Origin of the sequence: Nocardia sp. BMG51109 (genome assembly GCF_000526215.1) — a bacterium.
GTDB lineage: Bacteria > Actinomycetota > Actinomycetes > Mycobacteriales > Mycobacteriaceae > Nocardia.
Genome location: NZ_JAFQ01000004.1, coordinates 5,202,803 through 5,220,476 on the forward strand (window position 1 = coordinate 5,202,803; position 17,674 = coordinate 5,220,476).

At 71.1% G+C, this 17,674-nt stretch carries 20 protein-coding genes; 15 read left to right on the forward strand and 5 right to left on the reverse strand.

Annotated elements, in window-relative coordinates; genetic code table 11:
- The first annotated feature begins 62 nt into the window (after positions 1-62).
- The 4 genes from hisD (at position 63) to hisH (ending at position 3,889) form a co-directional block, all read left to right on the forward strand.
- Positions 63-1,400: a histidinol dehydrogenase gene (gene hisD, locus D892_RS48755; protein WP_024803848.1), complete on the forward strand. Its 1,338-nt coding sequence runs from the start codon at positions 63-65 to the stop codon at positions 1,398-1,400.
- A complete protein-coding gene (locus D892_RS0124960; protein WP_024803849.1) occupies positions 1,397-2,518 on the forward strand; it encodes a histidinol-phosphate transaminase in 1,122 nt (373 codons plus the stop codon). The genes hisD and D892_RS0124960 overlap by 4 nt, the downstream gene beginning before the upstream one ends.
- A gap of 67 nt (positions 2,519-2,585) precedes the next feature.
- A complete protein-coding gene (gene hisB / locus D892_RS0124965) occupies positions 2,586-3,251 on the forward strand; it encodes an imidazoleglycerol-phosphate dehydratase HisB (protein WP_024803850.1) in 666 nt (221 codons plus the stop codon).
- Between the two features lie 2 nt (positions 3,252-3,253).
- Positions 3,254-3,889: an imidazole glycerol phosphate synthase subunit HisH gene (gene hisH / locus D892_RS0124970; RefSeq protein WP_024803851.1), complete on the forward strand. Its 636-nt coding sequence runs from the start codon at positions 3,254-3,256 to the stop codon at positions 3,887-3,889.
- Between the two features lie 249 nt (positions 3,890-4,138).
- Here hisH and D892_RS0124980 read toward each other — a convergent pair whose 3' ends face one another.
- Positions 4,139-4,618: a hypothetical protein gene (locus D892_RS0124980; protein WP_024803852.1), complete on the reverse strand. Its 480-nt coding sequence runs from the start codon at positions 4,616-4,618 to the stop codon at positions 4,139-4,141.
- A gap of 229 nt (positions 4,619-4,847) precedes the next feature.
- On the opposite strand from D892_RS0124980, the gene priA reads away from it, so the two are divergent.
- Genes priA through hisI form a run of 4 tightly spaced genes read left to right on the forward strand, consistent with a single transcriptional unit; the run spans position 4,848 to position 7,586 of the window.
- On the forward strand, positions 4,848-5,579 hold the full coding sequence (gene priA / locus D892_RS0124985; RefSeq protein WP_024803853.1) for a bifunctional 1-(5-phosphoribosyl)-5-((5-phosphoribosylamino)methylideneamino)imidazole-4-carboxamide isomerase/phosphoribosylanthranilate isomerase PriA: 732 nt from the start codon (positions 4,848-4,850) through the stop codon (positions 5,577-5,579).
- Between the two features lie 4 nt (positions 5,580-5,583).
- Positions 5,584-6,417, forward strand: coding sequence for an inositol monophosphatase family protein (locus D892_RS0124990; protein ID WP_024803854.1), 834 nt, complete (start codon positions 5,584-5,586; stop codon positions 6,415-6,417).
- Positions 6,414-7,187 (forward strand): imidazole glycerol phosphate synthase subunit HisF, encoded by a 774-nt coding sequence (hisF, locus tag D892_RS0124995; protein WP_024803855.1) that lies wholly within the window; start codon positions 6,414-6,416, stop codon positions 7,185-7,187. Before D892_RS0124990 ends, hisF begins: the two co-directional genes overlap by 4 nt.
- A 54-nt stretch (positions 7,188-7,241) precedes the next feature.
- Positions 7,242-7,586: a phosphoribosyl-AMP cyclohydrolase gene (gene hisI / locus D892_RS0125000; protein ID WP_024803856.1), complete on the forward strand. Its 345-nt coding sequence runs from the start codon at positions 7,242-7,244 to the stop codon at positions 7,584-7,586.
- A gap of 50 nt (positions 7,587-7,636) precedes the next feature.
- On the opposite strand, the gene D892_RS42105 is transcribed toward hisI, so the two are convergent.
- From D892_RS42105 to D892_RS42110, 4 genes are all read right to left on the reverse strand, one after another.
- Positions 7,637-8,158, reverse strand: coding sequence for a MarR family winged helix-turn-helix transcriptional regulator (locus D892_RS42105; protein ID WP_232236160.1), 522 nt, complete (start codon positions 8,156-8,158; stop codon positions 7,637-7,639).
- A 156-nt stretch (positions 8,159-8,314) separates the two neighbouring features.
- A complete protein-coding gene (locus D892_RS0125010) occupies positions 8,315-8,929 on the reverse strand; it encodes a hypothetical protein (protein WP_024803858.1) in 615 nt (204 codons plus the stop codon).
- A gap of 57 nt (positions 8,930-8,986) precedes the next feature.
- Positions 8,987-9,448: a peroxiredoxin gene (locus D892_RS0125015; protein ID WP_024803859.1), complete on the reverse strand. Its 462-nt coding sequence runs from the start codon at positions 9,446-9,448 to the stop codon at positions 8,987-8,989.
- Positions 9,449-9,512: 64 nt separating this feature from the next.
- Complete coding sequence (locus D892_RS42110; protein WP_024803860.1) at positions 9,513-9,746, reverse strand: hypothetical protein; 234 nt, start codon at positions 9,744-9,746, stop codon at positions 9,513-9,515.
- 322 nt (positions 9,747-10,068) lie between these two features.
- Here D892_RS42110 and D892_RS0125025 point away from each other — a divergent pair, with 322 nt between their 5' ends.
- From D892_RS0125025 to D892_RS0125055, 7 genes are all read left to right on the forward strand, one after another.
- On the forward strand, positions 10,069-11,631 hold the full coding sequence (locus D892_RS0125025) for an anthranilate synthase component I (RefSeq protein WP_024803861.1): 1,563 nt from the start codon (positions 10,069-10,071) through the stop codon (positions 11,629-11,631).
- A 341-nt stretch (positions 11,632-11,972) separates the two neighbouring features.
- Positions 11,973-12,635 (forward strand): TIGR02234 family membrane protein, encoded by a 663-nt coding sequence (locus D892_RS42115; RefSeq protein ID WP_232236161.1) that lies wholly within the window; start codon positions 11,973-11,975, stop codon positions 12,633-12,635.
- A 150-nt stretch (positions 12,636-12,785) separates the two neighbouring features.
- Entirely contained in the window at positions 12,786-13,610 is an 825-nt protein-coding gene (gene trpC / locus D892_RS0125035) for an indole-3-glycerol phosphate synthase TrpC (RefSeq protein WP_024803863.1), read from the forward strand.
- Positions 13,607-14,881 carry a tryptophan synthase subunit beta gene (gene trpB, locus D892_RS0125040; RefSeq protein ID WP_024803864.1) on the forward strand — a complete coding sequence of 425 codons (1,275 nt, stop codon included), beginning with the start codon at positions 13,607-13,609 and terminating at the stop codon, positions 14,879-14,881. The genes trpC and trpB overlap by 4 nt, the downstream gene beginning before the upstream one ends.
- Before the next feature lie 52 nt (positions 14,882-14,933).
- Entirely contained in the window at positions 14,934-15,734 is an 801-nt protein-coding gene (trpA, locus tag D892_RS0125045; RefSeq protein WP_024803865.1) for a tryptophan synthase subunit alpha, read from the forward strand.
- A gap of 51 nt (positions 15,735-15,785) precedes the next feature.
- A complete protein-coding gene (gene lgt / locus D892_RS0125050; protein ID WP_232236162.1) occupies positions 15,786-16,940 on the forward strand; it encodes a prolipoprotein diacylglyceryl transferase in 1,155 nt (384 codons plus the stop codon).
- 77 nt (positions 16,941-17,017) lie between these two features.
- Positions 17,018-17,485, forward strand: coding sequence for a TM2 domain-containing protein (locus D892_RS0125055; protein ID WP_024803867.1), 468 nt, complete (start codon positions 17,018-17,020; stop codon positions 17,483-17,485).
- Positions 17,486-17,674 lie beyond the last annotated feature (189 nt).

A 17,674-nucleotide genomic window follows, 5' to 3' on the forward strand; every position in this document is an offset into this window, starting at 1 on the left:
TCGTCGACGCGATGACCAGCATTGATTGTGACACCCAGCACAGGCAAGGACTCCGCACGACTATGACATCCCGCATCGAGCTGGCCCGCGTCGATCTGCGCGGTCGCACTCCCTCCGTCGCCGAGCTGCGCGCCGCGCTGCCGCGCGGGGGAGTCGACGTCGACTCGGTGCTGCACCACGTGCGGCCGGTCGTGGAGGCCGTCCGCGACCGGGGCGTCGAGGCGGCGCTGGAGTTCGGCGAGAAGTTCGACGGCGTGGTCCCCGCGACGGTCCGGGTTCCGGCCGCCGAACTGGACAGGGCACTCGACGAGCTGGACGCGCAGGTACGCACCGCGCTCGAGGTCGCGATCGAGCGCACCCGCCGGGTGCACGCCGACCAGCGCCGCACCGACAGCACCACCGAGGTGGTTCCGGGCGGCACGGTCACCGAGCGCTGGGTACCGGTGGAGCGCGTGGGCCTGTACGTGCCCGGCGGCAATGCCGTCTACCCGTCCAGCGTCGTGATGAACGTGGTGCCCGCCCAGGCCGCCGGCGTGGAATCGCTGGTGGTGACCTCGCCGCCGCAGGAGCAGTTCGGCGGCCTGCCGCATCCGACCGTGCTGGCCGCCGCGAAACTGCTCGGCGTGGACGAGGTCTGGGCGATCGGCGGCGCCCAGGCGGTCGCGTTGCTGGCCTACGGCGGCACCGACACCGACGGAACCACCCTGGAACCGGTCGACATGATCACCGGGCCCGGCAACATCTACGTGACCGCCGCCAAGCGGCTGTGCCGCGGTCTGGTCGGCATCGACGCCGAGGCCGGCCCGACCGAGATCGCCATCCTCGCCGACGCCACCGCCGATCCCGCACACGTCGCCGCCGATCTGATCAGCCAGGCCGAGCACGACGTGCTGGCGGCGAGCGTGCTGGTGACCGACAGCGCCGAGCTCGCCGACGCCGTCGGCGTCGCGGTCACGGCGCAACTCGCGGTGGTGAAGCACGACCGGCGGGTGGCGGAGGCGTTGTCCGGCAAGCAGTCCGGCATCGTGCTGGTCGACGACATCGACCAGGGCGTGCGGGTGGTGAACGCCTACGCCGCAGAGCACCTGGAGATCCAGACCGCCGGCGCCGCGGCGGTGGCGGCCCGGATACGCAGCGCCGGAGCGGTTTTCGTCGGCCCCTGGTCGCCGGTCAGCCTGGGCGACTACTGCGCCGGGTCCAACCACGTGCTGCCCACCGCCGGATGTGCCCGGCACTCCTCGGGTTTGAGCGTGCAGACCTTCCTGCGCGGCATCCACGTCGTGGAATACGACGAGACGGCGCTGAAGGACGTTGCCGGACATGTGGTCGCGCTGGCGAACGCGGAGGATCTGCCCGCCCACGGCCAGGCCGTGCGGATTCGATTCGAGGCCCTGCAGTGACCATCCCCGGATCCGCGATCTCCCTCGACGACCTGCCGCTGCGCGCGAACCTGCGCGGCAAGAAGCCCTACGGGGCACCGCAACTGACGGTTCCCGTGCAGCTGAACACCAACGAGAACCCGCATCCGCCGAGCCGGGCGCTGGTGGACGACGTGGCCGAGTCGATTCGCGCCGCCGCCGTGGATCTGCACCGCTACCCGGACCGCGACGCGGTCGCGCTGCGCGCCGATCTGGCCGCCTACCTGACCCGGCAGACCGGGGTGGCGTTGGACGTGGCGAACGTGTGGGCGGCCAACGGCTCCAACGAGATCCTGCAGCAGCTGTTGCAGGCGTTCGGCGGATCCGGCCGCAGCGCACTGGGTTTCGTGCCGTCGTACTCGATGCACCCGATCATCTCCGAGGGCATCGACACCGCGTGGGTGGAGGCGAAGCGCAACGCCGACTTCTCCCTCGACATCGACTACGCCCTGGCCGCCATCGCCGAGCGCCGCCCCGACGTGGTGTTCGTGACCAGTCCGAACAACCCCACCGGGCACAGCATTCCGCTGCCGGACCTGGTGCGCGTCCTGGCGGCCGCGCCCGGCCTGGTGATCGTCGACGAGGCGTACGCCGAATTCTCCGGCGCCCCGAGCGCGATCGAGCTGATCGACCGGTTCCCGGCGAAACTCGTTGTCACCCGGACGATGTCGAAGGCGTTCGCCTTCGCCGGCGGCCGCCTCGGCTACCTGGCCGCCGCCCCGGCGGTGATCGACGCGCTGCTGCTGGTGCGGCTGCCGTACCACCTGTCGGTGGTCACCCAGGCGGCCGCGCGGGCGGCGCTGCGGCACGCCGGCGAAACCCTGGGCACCGTCGCGGAACTGGCGGCGCAGCGCGACCGCGTCGCCCGGGAACTGCGCGAGCAGGGCTATCGGGTGTCGCCCAGCGACGCGAACTTCCTGCTGTTCGGCCGCTTCGCCGACGCCCCGGCGGCCTGGCGGAAGTACCTGGACGAGGGCGTGCTGATCCGCGACGTGGGCATCCCCGGACACCTGCGGGTCACCATCGGCCTGGCCGCCGAGAACGACGAATTCCTGCGGGTCAGTGGGAAATTGGCCGCGACGGAACTGGAGGCACGATGAGCGACAATGGCGCAGCTGCTGATCGTGCCGACCGGGTGCGGGTGTCCCGCAAGACAGGGGTCGAGGTATGACGGAAACACCGATGAACCGCACCGCCCGGGTGGAGCGCACCACCAAGGAGTCCAGCATCGTCGTCGAGCTGAACCTCGACGGCACCGGCAGGACCGATATCGGCACCGGCGTGCCGTTCTACGACCACATGCTGACCGCGCTCGGCGCCCACGCCGGTTTCGACCTGTCCGTGCGCGCCGAGGGCGATATCGAGATCGAGGCCCACCACACGGTGGAGGACACCGCGATCGTCTTCGGCCAGGCGCTGGGCCGGGCGCTGGGCGACAAGCACGGCATCCGCCGGTTCGGCGACGCGTACATCCCGATGGACGAAACGCTGGCGCACGCCGCCGTCGACGTGTCCGGCCGCCCGTACTGCGTGCACACCGGCGAGCCGGATCACCTGCTGCACACCGTGATTCCCGGCAGCCCGGTATCGGGTCGCTCCGCAGGCTCCGCTCCCGGTGGCCCCGGTGCTCCCTATTCCACGGTGCTCAACCGCCACGTCTTCGAGTCGATCGCGCTGAACGCTCGCATCGCGCTGCACGTGCGGGTGCTGTACGGCCGCGACCAGCACCACGTCACGGAGGCCGAATTCAAGGCCGTGGCACGGGCATTGCGCGCCGCGGTGGAGATCGACCCGCGGGTGTCCGGGGTGCCGTCGACGAAGGGAACGCTGTGACCGTGTCCGCTCCCCGTATCGCGCTGCTGGACTACGGTTCCGGCAATCTGCATTCGGCCCATCGCGCGCTGGTCCGCGCCGGGGCCGACGTGACGGTGACCGCCGACCCCGATATCGCCGTGAACGCGGACGGCCTGGTGGTTCCGGGCGTCGGCGCGTTCGCCGCGTGCATGGCCGGCCTGCGCTCGGTGCGCGGGGAACGCATCATCGGCAAGCGCCTGGCCGGCGGCCGGCCGGTGCTCGGGATCTGCGTCGGCATGCAGATCCTGTTCGAGCGCGGCGTCGAATTCGGTGTCGAGACCGAGGGTTGCGCGGAGTGGCCGGGCACCGTGGACCGCCTGCCCGCCGAGGTGCTGCCGCACATGGGCTGGAATACGGTGACGCCCCCGGCCGATACGGTGCTGTTCGCCGGGATGGATCCGGACACCCGCTTCTATTTCGTGCACACCTACGCCGCGCGCTCCTGGGATCTGCCGGCCGGCGGCCCCCTCGCCCCGGCCCGGCTCACCTGGGCCGAGCACGGCGGCCCGTTCCTCGCCGCCGTCGAGAACGGACCGCTGAGCGCCACCCAGTTCCACCCGGAGAAGTCCGGCGACGCCGGCGCCCGGTTGCTCCGCAACTGGGTGAATGCGCTGTAGCCGCACCCGATACCGGCGCGGCGCGTCCGAACGGCGTTGCTCGCCGAATTCGGGCAACTTTCGGGCTATCGTGCGTCTCACGCATCCCGAGCACGTCGAAAGGACCGTCATGGGCGACATTCCGGCACTGCTGGCGACCGCATTCGACATCCCGACCTGGCTGGCATACATCAACGCGGGGTCCGTCGACGGTGGCTCCGCCGGATCCTGACCCTCTGCCGGATCCTGACCCCCGCCGGATCCGGGCGCTCAGTGCGGCGGCTGCACCGGGTCGACCCGGTTGACCAGCCACCGGCCTTCCGTATTGTCCAGGAAGACGCGCATATTGGATCTCGTCGGCTGCGGCAGCCCGAACGTGGCGTCGCTGCGGGTGGACTGGTCGACGGTCACCAGGATCTCCGCGTGTTCGGGATCGGCGGCCTCGGTGCGGCATTCGACGGTCTTCGCCTCGGCGATGGTGTGCGAACCGGTGGCCCGGCCCCGGCGGTCGGCGGCGGAGCCGAGGAACTGATCACGGAACGGGCCCGTCGAGCGGTCCAGGACGCGCTGGTCGTAGTTGTCGTAGTTGTTGAAGTCGAAAGTGGTGAGCTGGCGGCCGAAGTCGCAGGCGGCCAGCTGCGCGGGGTCGGTGGGCGCCGCGGCCGCCGTGGGCGCCACAATCGGCACGAACACGGCCATCGCCGCCGAGGGCAGCGCTATCGCGAAGCGGCGCAGCGTGATCCGGGGCATGACTGGAATCCTTGTTCGTCGACGTGGTGCTGGTTGTCGGGTGGCGGACCCCAGGATACCCACGTCCGGCGTGCGATCCGTATCACGGTCGTGGGGTGCGCAGCGCTCTACGGATAGCCCGTGAGCCGTGCGGGCAAACCTCGTGAATGCCTCCGCGTGGCCGTGACCGACGTCCTATTTGCGCCATCCCGGCGCCGGGACCAGGACCGCGGCCCAGTAGGCTGCGAGCGTGAGTCTTGTGCTGCTACCCGCCGTCGATGTCGCCAATGGTGAGGCCGTGCGCCTGGTTCAGGGGGAGGCCGGCAGCGAGACCCGCTACGGTTCGCCGCGCGAGGCCGCGCTGGCCTGGCAGCGCGACGGCGCCGAGTGGATTCACCTGGTCGACCTGGACGCCGCCTTCGGCCGCGGCTCCAATCGCGAGCTGCTGGCCGAGGTCGTCGGCGAGCTGGACGTGCGGGTGGAGCTGTCCGGCGGTATCCGCGACGACGATTCGCTCAAGGCGGCCCTGGCCACCGGCTGCGCCCGGGTCAACCTCGGCACCGCCGCGCTGGAGGATCCGCAGTGGTGCGCCCGCGCCGTCGCCGAGTACGGCGAGCGCATCGCGGTCGGCCTGGACGTGCGCCTCGTCGACGGCGAGTACCGGCTGCGCGGCCGCGGCTGGGTCAGCGACGGCGGCGATCTGTGGGAGGTGCTGGAGCGCCTGGAGCGCGACGGCTGCGCCCGGTACGTGGTGACGGATGTCACCAAGGACGGCACCCTGACCGGCCCGAATCTCGCCCTGCTGCGCGAGGTGACCAATGCCACCGAGGCGCCGGTGATCGCCTCGGGCGGCGTCTCCGCGCTCGACGACCTGCGCGCCGTCGCGGGGCTGGCGGACGAGGGCGTGGAGGGCGCGATCGTCGGGAAGGCCCTGTACGCCGGGCGGTTCACGCTGCCCGAGGCGCTGGCGGCGGTGCGCTGAGGCGATGACCGTCACCGCCGACCTCGCCGAATTGCTCGCGGTCGCGAGCAGCGTCCTGGACTCCGCGGCGCCGCGGTTCGTCGAGGGCGTCGGCGCTCCGAGCGCGGTGCTCAAGGGCCGCGGCGATTTCGCCACCGAGCTGGACCTCGAGCTGGAGCGCACGCTGTCGGCCCGGCTGCGCGAGCGCACCGGAATCCCGGTGCACGGTGAGGAATTCGGCGGCCCGGAGCTGACCTCCGGCACCGCGTGGGTGCTCGACCCGATCGACGGCACCTTCAACTATTCGGCGGGACATCCGCTCTCGGGCATGCTGCTGGCCCTGGTCGACGGCGGCGAACCGGTGCTGGGGCTGACCTGGCTGCCGCTGCTGGGCCGGCGCTACGCCGCGGCGGCCGGCGGGCCGGTGCTGCTGGACGGTGAGCCGTTGCCGCCCTTGGCCTCCCACCGGCTGTCGGACGCGATGATCGGCTTCGGCACATTCAATATCGACAGCCACGGCCGCATCCCGGGCCGGTTCCGCTTCGATCTGCTCGGCGCGCTGAGCCGGTTGTCCGGGCGGATGCGGATGCACGGCTCCACGGGAATCGACCTGGCGCTCACCGCGTCCGGCGTGCTGGGCGGCGCCGTTGTGTTCGGCCATCATCCGTGGGACAACGCGGCCGGTGTCGCGCTGGTGCGCGCGGCCGGCGGCGTGGTGACCGATCTGGGCGGCGAGCCGTGGACCATCACCTCGGGCTCGGTGCTGGCCGCCGCGCCGGGCGTGCACGAGCAGCTGCTGGAACTGATCGACAGCGCGGTGGACCGCGCCACCGGAGGGACGACCGGAGGACCGTCATGACTCTCGCCGTACGCGTGATTCCGTGCCTGGACGTCGATGCCGGGCGCGTCGTGAAGGGCGTGAACTTCGACAACCTGCGCGACGCGGGCGATCCGGTGGAACTCGCCGCCGCCTACGACGCCCAGGGCGCCGACGAGCTGACCTTCCTGGACGTCACCGCCTCCTCCGGCGACCGCGGCACCATGATCGACGTGGTCACCCGCACCGCCGAGCAGATCTTCATCCCGCTCACCGTCGGCGGCGGTGTGCGGAGCGTGGCCGACGTGGACCGGTTGCTGCGCGCCGGCGCGGACAAGGTCTCGGTCAACACGGCGGCCATCGCCGAACCCGAGATCCTGCGCGAGATGTCGCAGCGGTTCGGCTCCCAGTGCATCGTGCTGTCGGTCGACGCCCGCACCGTGCCCGACGGCACTGCGCCGACCCCGTCCGGCTGGGAGGTCACCACGCACGGCGGCAAGCGCGGCACCGGTATCGACGCGATCGACTGGGCGCGGCGGGGCGCCGAGCTGGGCGTCGGGGAGATCCTGCTGAATTCGATGGATGCCGACGGCACCAAGGCCGGCTTCGACCTGCCGATGATCGAGGCGGTCCGCAAGGCGGTCTCGGTGCCGGTGATCGCCAGCGGCGGCGCCGGCCGCGTGGAGCATTTCGCCCCGGCCGTGCAGACCGGCGCCGACGCCGTGCTGGCCGCCAGCGTCTTCCACTTCGGCGACCTGACCATCCCGCAGGTCAAGGACGCGATGCGAGCCGAGGGCATCGTCGTGCGCTGAGCGCGTCCGGTCGTGCGCGCCGGGCGCGTCCGGCGCATTGATATAAAGGTCTGCATGAGTCTGGATCCCGCCGTCGCCGCTCGCCTGAAGCGCAACGAGGCCGGGCTGGTGGCCGCCATCGCCCAGGAACGCGGCACCGGCGACGTGCTGATGATGGCGTGGATGGACGACGAGGCGCTGGCGCGGACGCTCGCCACCCGCAAGGCGACCTACTATTCGCGGTCGCGGCAGCAGTACTGGGTCAAGGGGGAGACGTCGGGGCACACCCAGTACGTGCACGAGGTGCGCCTGGACTGTGACGGCGACGCGGTCCTGCTGATCGTCGATCAGGAGGGCGCGGCCTGCCACACCGGAACGCACACGTGCTGGGACGGCGACGTGCTGCTGTCCGGCGCCTAGGGACCGTCCCCGGAATCTCGCGCCGGCGGGTGCTCACCGGCTCGCCGCGGTCACGACCCGTCCGGTGGCTCGTCGTCGGTGAGCGGGGCCGGGTGGCCGGCCGGTCGCCCGATTCCGCGGATCAGTCCGGCGTCGAGCTGGGCCACCAGCAGTTCACCGAGTTCGACCAGTTCCGCGGTCCGCGCGTCGTCCAGTCCGTCGAATACCAGCGCTCGCACCGCGTCCAGATAGCCCGGCGCCGTGTCCTGCACCTTGCGGTAACCGGCGTCGGTGAGCACGGCGTGCGCACCGCGGCGGCCGCGCACCGTTTCACGCTGCGCCCAGCCGAGCCGCTCCAATTTCGTCACCACATGGGACAGTCGAGATAGCGATGCATTTGCTTTAAAAGCGAGCTCGCTCAGCTGCAAGCGGTGGCCCGGTTCTTCTGTCAAGAGCGCCATGACGAGGTATTCGAAATGCGTCACGCCCGACTCTCGCTGCAGCTGGGTATCCATCGCCGCTGGTAGCCGAGTCGTCAGCGCGACAAGAGTCCGCCAAGCTCGCTGTTCGGTGGGATTCAGCCACTTCGTCACATCGCGCCCTCTCAAAACAGCCGCGTGACGTCTCTCCGTTGGCCGGACTGTCGATGATTGAAACTTCAAATCGGTCACGGGCAGATCTCAAGTTTGCCATGATTTCGCTCGTGGGTCACGACTGTTGTTGATGACGTGACACCTATCACGTGCGGTTCAGTGCAGCGGCGGTGCTTCCGGCGGCGGGGTCGCGCCGGTGGGCGGCGTGGGTGCCGAGCCGGCGTCCGGCCGGGATCGCCGGGCCCGCCCCGCGGTACGGCGTGTGCGGAGCCGGCGGCGCCCCACCACGAACAGCAGCAGGGCGAACAGCGCCGCGGCCACGATCGCCGCGATGAGGGTGGCGCCCCGGAAGCCGGGCGCGTCCACGTCCAGGATCCGCTCGCCCGCGTGCGCGGCGCTGCTGCCGCCCAGCACGATGGTGAGCGTCATCAGATTCGGCAACGCCACGGCCACCGCGAGCACGGCGGCGGCGCCGGCCAGGAACCGCCCCGCCCGGCGCCGCCAGACCAGGACGGCGAACAGCAGGAGCAGCAGCGGCACCAGCGTGCAGACCAGGCCCAGCCCCAGCCCGGACCAGATGCCCTTGGCGAAGCTGCCGTGCCCGGACATGTTCGCGACGCGCTGCGCCCACCAGCGCGGGATGAACGCCGCGAGGACGAAGTAGGCGGCCACCAGCACGACGGCCACGGCCAGGATCGCGAGGAACCGATTGCGCCACGTGGTGAGCGCGGATCTGGTTCCGGACGGTTGCTCCACGCTTGGCGAAGTCATAGCAACAGCGTATGCGCCGATGCCGGTCCTCGGGAATGTCCCGATTCGGCGTTTCTGTCAGCTGTTTCGGGTGCGCAGGAAGTCCAGTGCGCTATCCGCGTGGACATTCGCTCGCAGTTCGCTGCCGATCATCTTCAGGACCGTGCGATCGGTATCGATGACGAAGGTCTGCCGCTTCACCGGCGCGAGCTTGCCGAGCAGGCCGCGCTTCACGCCGAACCGCTCGGCCACCACGCCCTCGTTATCGGACAGCAGGGGATACCCCAGCCGCTGCTTGTCGTCGAAGCCGGCCTGGGTCTCGACCGAATCGGCGCTGATGCCGGCGCAGGAGGCGCCGAGGGCGGCGAATTCGCCGGACAGATCGCGGAAGTGGCACGCCTCGGCGGTGCAGACCGGGGTGTTGGCGGCGGGGAAGAAGAACAGCACCAGCGGGCCGTCGGCCAGCAGTGCGTCGAGGGTGCGGGAGATGCCGGACTGGTCGGGGAGGTCGAACTGGGGCGCGCGCTGGCCTGGCTTCATAGGCTGCGACAGTACCGGGCACTCCGGGTGCCCGGTACCGCGCGAAGCGTCCGGCCGGCGATGCTCAGACGCCGAGTAGCGCGGCGACGTCCGGGTTCTTGATCGCCATGACGTCGAGGATGCCGTGGGCCTTCAGGAAGGGCTTGAGCTCCTTGATCCGGTCGGTGTGCTCGGCGTACTCGTCGGGAAAGCGAGTCGGATCGAGGTTCTCGATGGCCTTGACGTAGGTGACGAACGAGGCGAGCGCGTTGTGCTTACCGGGATTCTGGCCGCTCGAGTGGTGGCCGGGGTGGACCATCCGGGGCTGGTGGCCCGGCATGGTCGGTGGTGCTGTGTGTCGTGCACCCTCCGGTGTGACCGGTTGCGAGGGGTACATCTGTATTGAACTCCTCTCGATGTGGGGATACCTCATGTGATGTCGGACGCCGTGAGCCTAGTGAGGGTCGGCGGTGCTGTGCCCTCCCGCGCGTGCGATGTAGTGCGTTTGTGACCCGCGAGGCCGCGGCGGCCCCGGCCGGCGGTCCGGCCGGTGATCTCTGTGCCGGGTATTCGGTGCGGATCGCGGCTCGGCCGGGCGGGGTGTCCGGATCGTGATCGTCCCAGCCTGGAATGATGGACGGATGCACGGCGCAGCAACCGACGGCCCGGGGACCACGACCACACGCGAGCGGTTCCGCACCCTCGCCGCCGAGCACCGGGTGGTGCCGGTGACCCGAAAGGTTTTGGCCGACTCGGAGACTCCGTTGTCGGCCTACCGCAAGCTCGGCGCGGACCGGGCGGGGACGTTCCTGCTCGAGTCGGCGGAGAACGGCCGATCGTGGTCGCGCTGGTCGTTCATCGGCGCCGGCAGTCCCGCGGCGCTGAGCGTGGTCGACGGCGAGGCCGCGTGGCTGGGCGCCACCCCGGTCGGCGCGCCGTCCGGCGGTGACCCGCTGGACGCGCTGCGCGACACCCTGCAACTGCTGCGCACCGAGCGGCTGCCCGGCCTGCCCCCGCTGACCGGCGGCCTGGTCGGCTATCTCGGCTACGACAGCGTGCGGCGGATGGAGCGGCTGCCGGAGCTGACCGTCGACGATCTGCACCTGCCGGAGATGGTGCTGCTGCTGGCCACCGACCTGGCCGCGTTCGACCATCACGAGGGCGCGATCACGCTGATCGCCAACGCCGTCAACTGGAACGGCACCGACGAGCGGGTCGACGAGGCCTACGACGACGCGGTGGCCCGGCTGGACCGGATGACCGCCGCCCTGGCCGCACCCGCCGACTCCACGGTGTCGGTGTTCGACCGCCCCGAACCGGACTACCGCCGCCGGCGCACCACCGAGGAGTTCGGCGCGGGCGTGCGCCGGCTGGTGAAGGAGATCGAGGCCGGCGAGGCGTTCCAGGTGGTGCTGTCGCAGCGGTTCGAGATGGACTACGACGGCAGCCCGCTGGATCTGTACCGGATGTTGCGCGCGTCGAATCCGAGCCCGTACATGTATCTGATGCACATCCCGGACGGCTCCGGCGAGACCGCCTTCTCGGTCGTCGGTTCCAGCCCGGAGGCGCTGGTGACGGTGCAGGACGGAGTGGCGACCACGCACCCGATCGCCGGAACGCGGCCGCGCGGCACCTCCGACGAGGACGATGTGCTGCTGGAGAAGGGGCTGCTGGCCGACGAGAAGGAGAACGCCGAGCACCTGATGCTCGTCGATCTCGGGCGCAACGATCTGGGCCGGGTGTGCGTCCCGGGCTCGGTGCGGGTCACCGAGTACCGGCACATCGAGCGCTACAGCCACGTCATGCACCTGGTGTCGACCGTGACGGGCCGGCTGGCGCCGGGAAAGATCGCCCTCGACGCGGTCCGGGCGTGCTTCCCGGCGGGCACCCTGTCCGGCGCACCGAAGGTCCGCGCGATGGAGCTGATCGAGGAGCTGGAACCGACCCGCCGGGGCGTCTACGCCGGGGTGGTCGGCTATCTCGATTTCGCCGGCGACGCCGATACAGCGATCGCCATCCGCACCGCACTGCTCAAGGACGGCACCGCCTACGTGCAGGCCGGCGCCGGCATCGTCGCCGACTCCGATGCCGAGTACGAGGACCTGGAGGCCCGCAACAAGGCGATGGCCGTGCTCAAGGCCGTCGCCGCGGCGCGGACCGTGCGCGCGTTCACCCCCGACCGGCCCGACGGTGAGAATCGATGAGTTCCCAGGAAACCGAACCACCCCAACCCGATTCACCGCGTTCCGGCACCGGGACGGCCGAATCCGGCACTGGGGCTACCGAACCGGGTGCCGGGGCGACCGAATCCGGTACCGAGACGGTTGAATCGCGCACCGGGACGGCCGAATCCGGCACTGGGGCTGCCGAACCGGGTGCCGGGGCGACTGAATCCGGTACTGGGACGGTCGAATCGCGCACCGGGACGGCCGAATCGGGTACCGGAGCAACCGAATCGGGCACTGGGACGACCGACATCGGCGGCGCGACGGCCGGTGCGGGTGCCGAGCCCACCGCGAACCCGCGCAGGTATCCGGTCGGTCCCGTGGTGCTGCTCGTGCTGGCCGCCGCCGCGCTGTGGGGTGCGTCGCGGATGACCTGGGTGACGCTGGCGACCTCGGACGGGCTCACCCAGCCCCGCACGCACGCGCTCAACGGCGGGGTGTGGTTCGGGGCGCTGACGCCGCTGGCGCTGGTGCTGGTGGCGGCGATCGCCGCGGTGCTGGCCACCCGCGGCTGGCTGCGCCGGCTGGTCGGCGTGGTGGTCGCGGTGCTGGCCGCCGTGGCCGCCGTCCCGGGCTTCGCGCTGTTGACCGGCCACGGCCGGACCGCCGAGCGCGCGGCGACACTGGCCGAACTGCCCGCCCGCGCGCACGTGGATCAGGTCACCACGGCCGCGCTGCCGCCGGTGCTGAGCCTGATCGGCGCGCTCGCGGCGTTCGCGGCCGGTGTGCTGCTGGCCCGCATGCCCGCCGAGGCGGCACGGCTGTCGGGCAAATACGATAATCCGGTGTTCCGCCGCGCGGCGGCCGCCGACGAGGTGGCGGCGCGGCAGGCGGAACGGGCACGGCCGCCATCGGGGGCCACCGGCGCCGGTTCCGAGCCGGCCCGGCCCGGGTCCGCGGCGCCGGAGCAACTGTCCGAGCGGGTGCTGTGGGACGCGCTCGACGCGGGCTCCGACCCCACCGACGACGAGCGGAGAAGGTGAGCATTATCCCCTTCCGGACGGATGCGATGCGAAACACCCCGCCGTCACTGCCAGGAGCATAGCCATTTACTCTTTATCAGCATCGGTGAGACAGCGCCTGGGGGGATTCTCAGGTAGCAAGTCCGTCTCCCCAGAAAGGATTCGAGCCAGATGACGGTACTCGACTCGATTCTCGACGGGGTCCGCGCGGATGTGGCCGCTCGGGAAGCCCTCCTGGATTTCCAGGCCGTCAAGAAGGCCGCCGCCGCGGCGCCGTCGCCGCGCGACGCGCTGGCCGCGCTGCACCTCGACGGTGTCGGCGTGATCGCCGAGGTCAAGCGGGCCAGCCCCTCCCGCGGCGAGCTGGCCGACATCACCGATCCGGCCAGCCTGGCGAAGGCCTACGAGGACGGCGGCGCGCGCATCATCAGCGTGCTGACCGAGGGCCGCCGCTTCCACGGCTCGATCGACGACCTGGACGCGGTGCGCGCGGTGGTGGACCTGCCGATCCTGCGCAAGGACTTCGTCGTCGGCCCCTATCAGATTCACGAGGGCCGCGCGCACGGCGCGGACGCGATCCTGCTGATCGTGGCCGCGCTGGAACAGGACGTGCTGTCCTCGCTGATCGACCGCACCGAATCGCTGGGCATGACGGCCCTGGTCGAGGTGCACACCGAGGAGGAGGCCGACCGGGCGCTGGAGGCCGGCGCCTCGGTCATCGGGATCAACGCCCGCAACCTCAAGACGCTCGAGGTGGATACCGACGTCTTCGCGCGGATCGCGCCCGGCCTGCCGACCGAGGTCATCCGGGTCGCCGAGTCGGGGATCTCCGGCGCCGCCGACCTGCTGGCCTACGCCGGTGTGGGCGCGGACGCCGTACTGGTCGGCGAGAGCCTGGTGACCAGCGGCGATCCGCGGGCCGCGGTCTCCGAGCTCGCGACCGCCGGCACCCATCCGTCCTGCCCGCGCCCGCTGCGGCGGGGAGCGGCACGATGACCCAGCCGCGGCAGCCCAGTACCGGGGAACCGGTGCTGCCGCAGGCCAGCGCGGGCATCGCCCAGCGCAGCCACGAACCGGACGGCGGCGGCCACTTCGGTGTGTACGGCGGCCGGCACGTGCCGGAGGCGCTGATGGCGGTGATCGAGGAGGTCACCGCCGAATACGACAAGTGCCGGGTGGATCCGGACTTCCTCGGCGAGCTGGACCGGTTACAGCGCGACTACGCGGGCCGCCCGTCGCCGGTCTTCGAGTGCACCCGGCTGGCGGAGCACGCCGGCGGCGCCCGGATCATGCTGAAGCGGGAAGACCTGAACCACACCGGTTCTCACAAGATCAACAATGTGCTCGGCCAGGCCCTGCTCGCCCAGCGGATGGGGAAGAACCGGGTGATCGCCGAGACCGGCGCCGGTCAGCACGGCGTCGCCACCGCGACGGCCTGCGCGCTGCTCGGGCAGGAGTGCATCATCTATATGGGCGCCGTCGACACCGCCCGGCAGGCCCTGAACGTGGCCCGGATGCGGCTGCTCGGCGCCGAGGTGGTGAGCGTGACCACCGGTTCGCAGACGCTCAAGGACGCCATCAACGAGGCGCTGCGGGACTGGGTCGCCCACGCCGACGACACCTACTACTGCTTCGGCACCGCCGCGGGCCCGCATCCGTTCCCGGTGATGGTGCGCGATTTCCAGCGCGTGATCGGGCTGGAGGCCCGGGCGCAGGTGCTGGCCCGCACGGGCCGGCTGCCCGACGCCGTCACCGCCTGTGTCGGGGGCGGATCCAATGCGATCGGCATCTTCCACGCCTTCCTCGAGGACGAGGGGGTGCGGCTGATCGGCTACGAGGCGGCCGGCGACGGCGTCGACACCGGCAGGCACGCCGCGACGTTCACCGGTGGCAGCCCGGGCGCGTTCCAGGGCGCCTACTCGTATCTGCTGCAGGACGAGGACGGCCAGACCATCGAATCGCATTCGGTGTCCGCGGGCCTGGACTATCCGGGCGTGGGTCCCGAACACGCCCATCTGAAGGACATCGGGCGGGCGGAGTACCGGCCGGTCACCGACGCCGAGGCGATGGACGCACTGCTGCTGCTGTCGCGCGCCGAGGGCATCATCCCGGCCGTCGAGTCGGCGCACGCGGTGGCGGGCGCGCTGCGGCTGGGCCGCGAATTGGGCGAGGGCGCAATCATTCTGGTGAACCTGTCCGGCCGCGGTGACAAAGACATGGATACGGCCGCCCAGTGGTTCGGCCTGTACGACGAGGACGCGCGATGAACGCCGTGTCCGGCCGCGGGGGCAAGCTGTACGAGGAGCCGGAGGAGCGCCAGTGAGCGATGCGAGCCGTCTGGGCGGTACCTTCGCCGCCTGCCGCGCGGAGAATCGCGCCGCCCTGATCGGGTACCTGCCCGCGGGCTATCCGGATCTGGCCGGCTCCATCGCCGCCTGCACCGCGATGGTCGAATCCGGTTGCGACGTCATCGAAGTCGGCATCGCCTACTCCGATCCGGTGATGGACGGCCCCACCATCCAGGCCGCCGCCGACGCCGCGCTGCGCGGCGGTGTGCGGGTGCGCGACGTGTTCGCGGTGGTGCGGGCGATCAGCGATGCCGGCGGCCGGGCCGTGGTGATGACCTACTGGAATCCGGTGCTGCGCTACGGCGTGGACCGCTTCGCCCGCGATCTCGCGGCCGCGGGCGGGCTCGGGATGATCACCCCGAACCTGATCCCGGAGGAGGCCGGCGAATGGTTCGCCGCCTCCGAGGCGCACGATCTGGACCGCATCTTCCTGGTGGCGCCGTCCTCGACCGAGGAGCGGCTGGTCAAGACGATCGAGGCGACCCGCGGTTTCGTATACGCGGCCTCCACGATGGGCGTGACCGGCGCGCGGGACGCGGTGTCCTCGGCGGCGCCGGAACTGTGCGGGCGCATCCGTGCCCACTCCGACATCCCGATCGGCGTCGGCCTCGGCGTCCGCAGCGGCGCCCAGGCCGCCGAGATCGCCGCCTACGCCGACGCCGTGATCGTCGGCTCCGCCCTGGTGTCCGCGGCCGGCGACAGCCTGGACAGCGTCCGCGCCCTCACCGCCGAACTCGCCGAGGGCGTCCGCTCGGCCCCCGTCGCCTCGTAGGTCGCCGACCGTGGCGACTACGGCCGGCGGTTGGTCCGTTACGGTGGGCGCGTGACTTTTCCAGTCCTGGCAGACAGTGTGGTGGCGCACGGTGCGGTGCTCGCGGCGATTCCGAGTCCGCCGCGCGGGGTGTGGTTCATCGGGGGCGTGCCGCTGCGGGCCTATGCGCTGTGCATCATCGTCGGCATCGTCGCGGCGATCTGGTGGGGGGAGCGGCGGTGGCGTGAGCGCGGCGGGGAGCCGGGTGCGGTGCTGGACGTGGCCATGTTCGCGGTGCCGTTCGGGCTGATCGGCGGGCGGCTGTACCACGTGGCGACCGACTGGCAGAAGTACTTCGGCGACGACGGCCATCCGATGAACGCGCTGCGCATCTGGGAGGGCGGCCTCGGCATCTGGGGCGCGGTGTTCCTCGGCGGCGTCGGGGCCTGGATCGGCTGCCGGGTGTATCGAATTCCGTTGCCCGCCTTGGGCGATGCCATCGCCCCGGCGATCCTGCTGGCGCAGGCGATCGGCCGCCTCGGCAACTACTTCAACCAGGAGCTCTACGGCCGCACCACCGATCTGCCGTGGGGGCTGGAGATCTACCTGCGCTTCGATTCCGACGGCCAGCTGGACATGATGAACGGCGTGTCCACCGGTGTCGTGGAGAAGGTCGTGCAGCCCACGTTCCTCTACGAACTGGTGTGGAACCTGCTGGGCGTGCTGGTGCTGTTCTGGGTGGACAAGCGCTTCCGGATCGGCCACGGCCGGTTGTTCGCGCTGTATGTGGCCCTCTACTGCTTCGGCCGGTTCTGGGTGGAGCTGCTGCGCGACGACGAGGCCACGCACATTCTCGGGATCCGGATCAACTCGTTCACCTCGGCGGTCGTATTCCTGTGCGCCATCGCGTACTTCCTGCTTGCCACGAAGGGCCGCGAGACCGCCGCGCAGCTGCGGCCGGGCGCGGACCGGCCGTGGCCGTGGCAGTTCGGCGCGCTGCGTCGCGCCGGTGCGGAAGGTGCTGCCGTGGAAGGTGTTGCCGCGGAAGGTGCTGCCGCGGAACCGGATTCGACGAGTGCCGGCGAATCCGGCGAGGACGGTTCCCCGGCGTCGGAGACGCCCGCCGAGGATGTCAACGAATCCGGCGCCGCGGACGATAACTCCGTGAGTGCCGGCGACCACGGGACTTCCGGCGCGACGAATTCGGCCGAGTCGGGCAAGAATTGATTTCAACCGTCGCGGTCGTGCGGCGGGACGGGAGGCCGGGCCGTCGAAGTAGGCCCGGGAAATCTAGGAGGAACTGAGTGACTGACCCCTACCAGCAGCAGCCGGGATACGGGCCGCAGTACGGCGCTCCGGGCACCGGTCCGGGCATGGGGCAACCGGGGCAGCCGGTCCAGCCGGGGCAGCCCGCGGCTCCGTACGGTCAGCCCAACCCGTACGGTCAGCCGCAGTACGGCCAGCCGGGCGGGTATCCGCCCGCACCATACGGCCAGCCGGGCGGCATGGATCCGGACGCGCCGTTCGGACGCAACATGTACGGCGAGCCGTACTCCGACAAGTCGAAGCTGGTGGCGGGGCTGCTGCAGCTGTTCCTCGGATCCTTCGGCGTCGGCCGCTTCTACCTGGGGTATCCGGGCATGGCCGTCGGCCAGATCGCCGTCACCTGGCTGACCTGTGGCATCGGCGGCATCTGGCCGCTGATCGACTCGATCATGATCCTGACCGGCAAGGTGCGCGACCAGTACGGCCGCCCGTTGCAGGAGAACTGACCGGGGGGACCGAACGAAGCATCCGGTGTCGGCCCCGGCGCCTCCGGCCGCTTCGCCGACCGCGGGGTGCCGGGCTGTCGGCCCCTGAACCGTTAGTTTGCTGAATGATTGCGGTCGCCTGTCGAGGTTCGCGCCGGCGGGCGGTTGTGCCGCCCGTCCGGGGGTTGCGGCGGTCTGGTGTCAGCGCTC

Excerpts from the sequence above, each read along its gene's own strand:
- D892_RS0125025 (WP_024803861.1), top strand. The coding sequence starts at position 10,069 with ATGCACGGCGCAGCAACCGACGGCCCGGGGACCACGACCACACGCGAG.
- D892_RS0124990 (WP_024803854.1), top strand. The coding sequence starts at position 5,584 with ATGACCGTCACCGCCGACCTCGCCGAATTGCTCGCGGTCGCGAGCAGC.
- trpC (WP_024803863.1), top strand. The coding sequence starts at position 12,786 with ATGACGGTACTCGACTCGATTCTCGACGGGGTCCGCGCGGATGTGGCC.
- hisI (WP_024803856.1), top strand. The coding sequence starts at position 7,242 with ATGAGTCTGGATCCCGCCGTCGCCGCTCGCCTGAAGCGCAACGAGGCC.
- hisF (WP_024803855.1), top strand. The coding sequence starts at position 6,414 with ATGACTCTCGCCGTACGCGTGATTCCGTGCCTGGACGTCGATGCCGGG.
- hisD (WP_024803848.1), top strand. The coding sequence starts at position 63 with ATGACATCCCGCATCGAGCTGGCCCGCGTCGATCTGCGCGGTCGCACT.
- hisB (WP_024803850.1), top strand. The coding sequence starts at position 2,586 with ATGACGGAAACACCGATGAACCGCACCGCCCGGGTGGAGCGCACCACC.
- D892_RS0125015 (WP_024803859.1), bottom strand. The coding sequence starts at position 9,448 with ATGAAGCCAGGCCAGCGCGCGCCCCAGTTCGACCTCCCCGACCAGTCC.
- D892_RS0124980 (WP_024803852.1), bottom strand. The coding sequence starts at position 4,618 with ATGCCCCGGATCACGCTGCGCCGCTTCGCGATAGCGCTGCCCTCGGCG.
- D892_RS0125010 (WP_024803858.1), bottom strand. The coding sequence starts at position 8,929 with ATGACTTCGCCAAGCGTGGAGCAACCGTCCGGAACCAGATCCGCGCTC.
- D892_RS42110 (WP_024803860.1), bottom strand. The coding sequence starts at position 9,746 with ATGGTCCACCCCGGCCACCACTCGAGCGGCCAGAATCCCGGTAAGCAC.
- trpB (WP_024803864.1), top strand. The coding sequence starts at position 13,607 with ATGACCCAGCCGCGGCAGCCCAGTACCGGGGAACCGGTGCTGCCGCAG.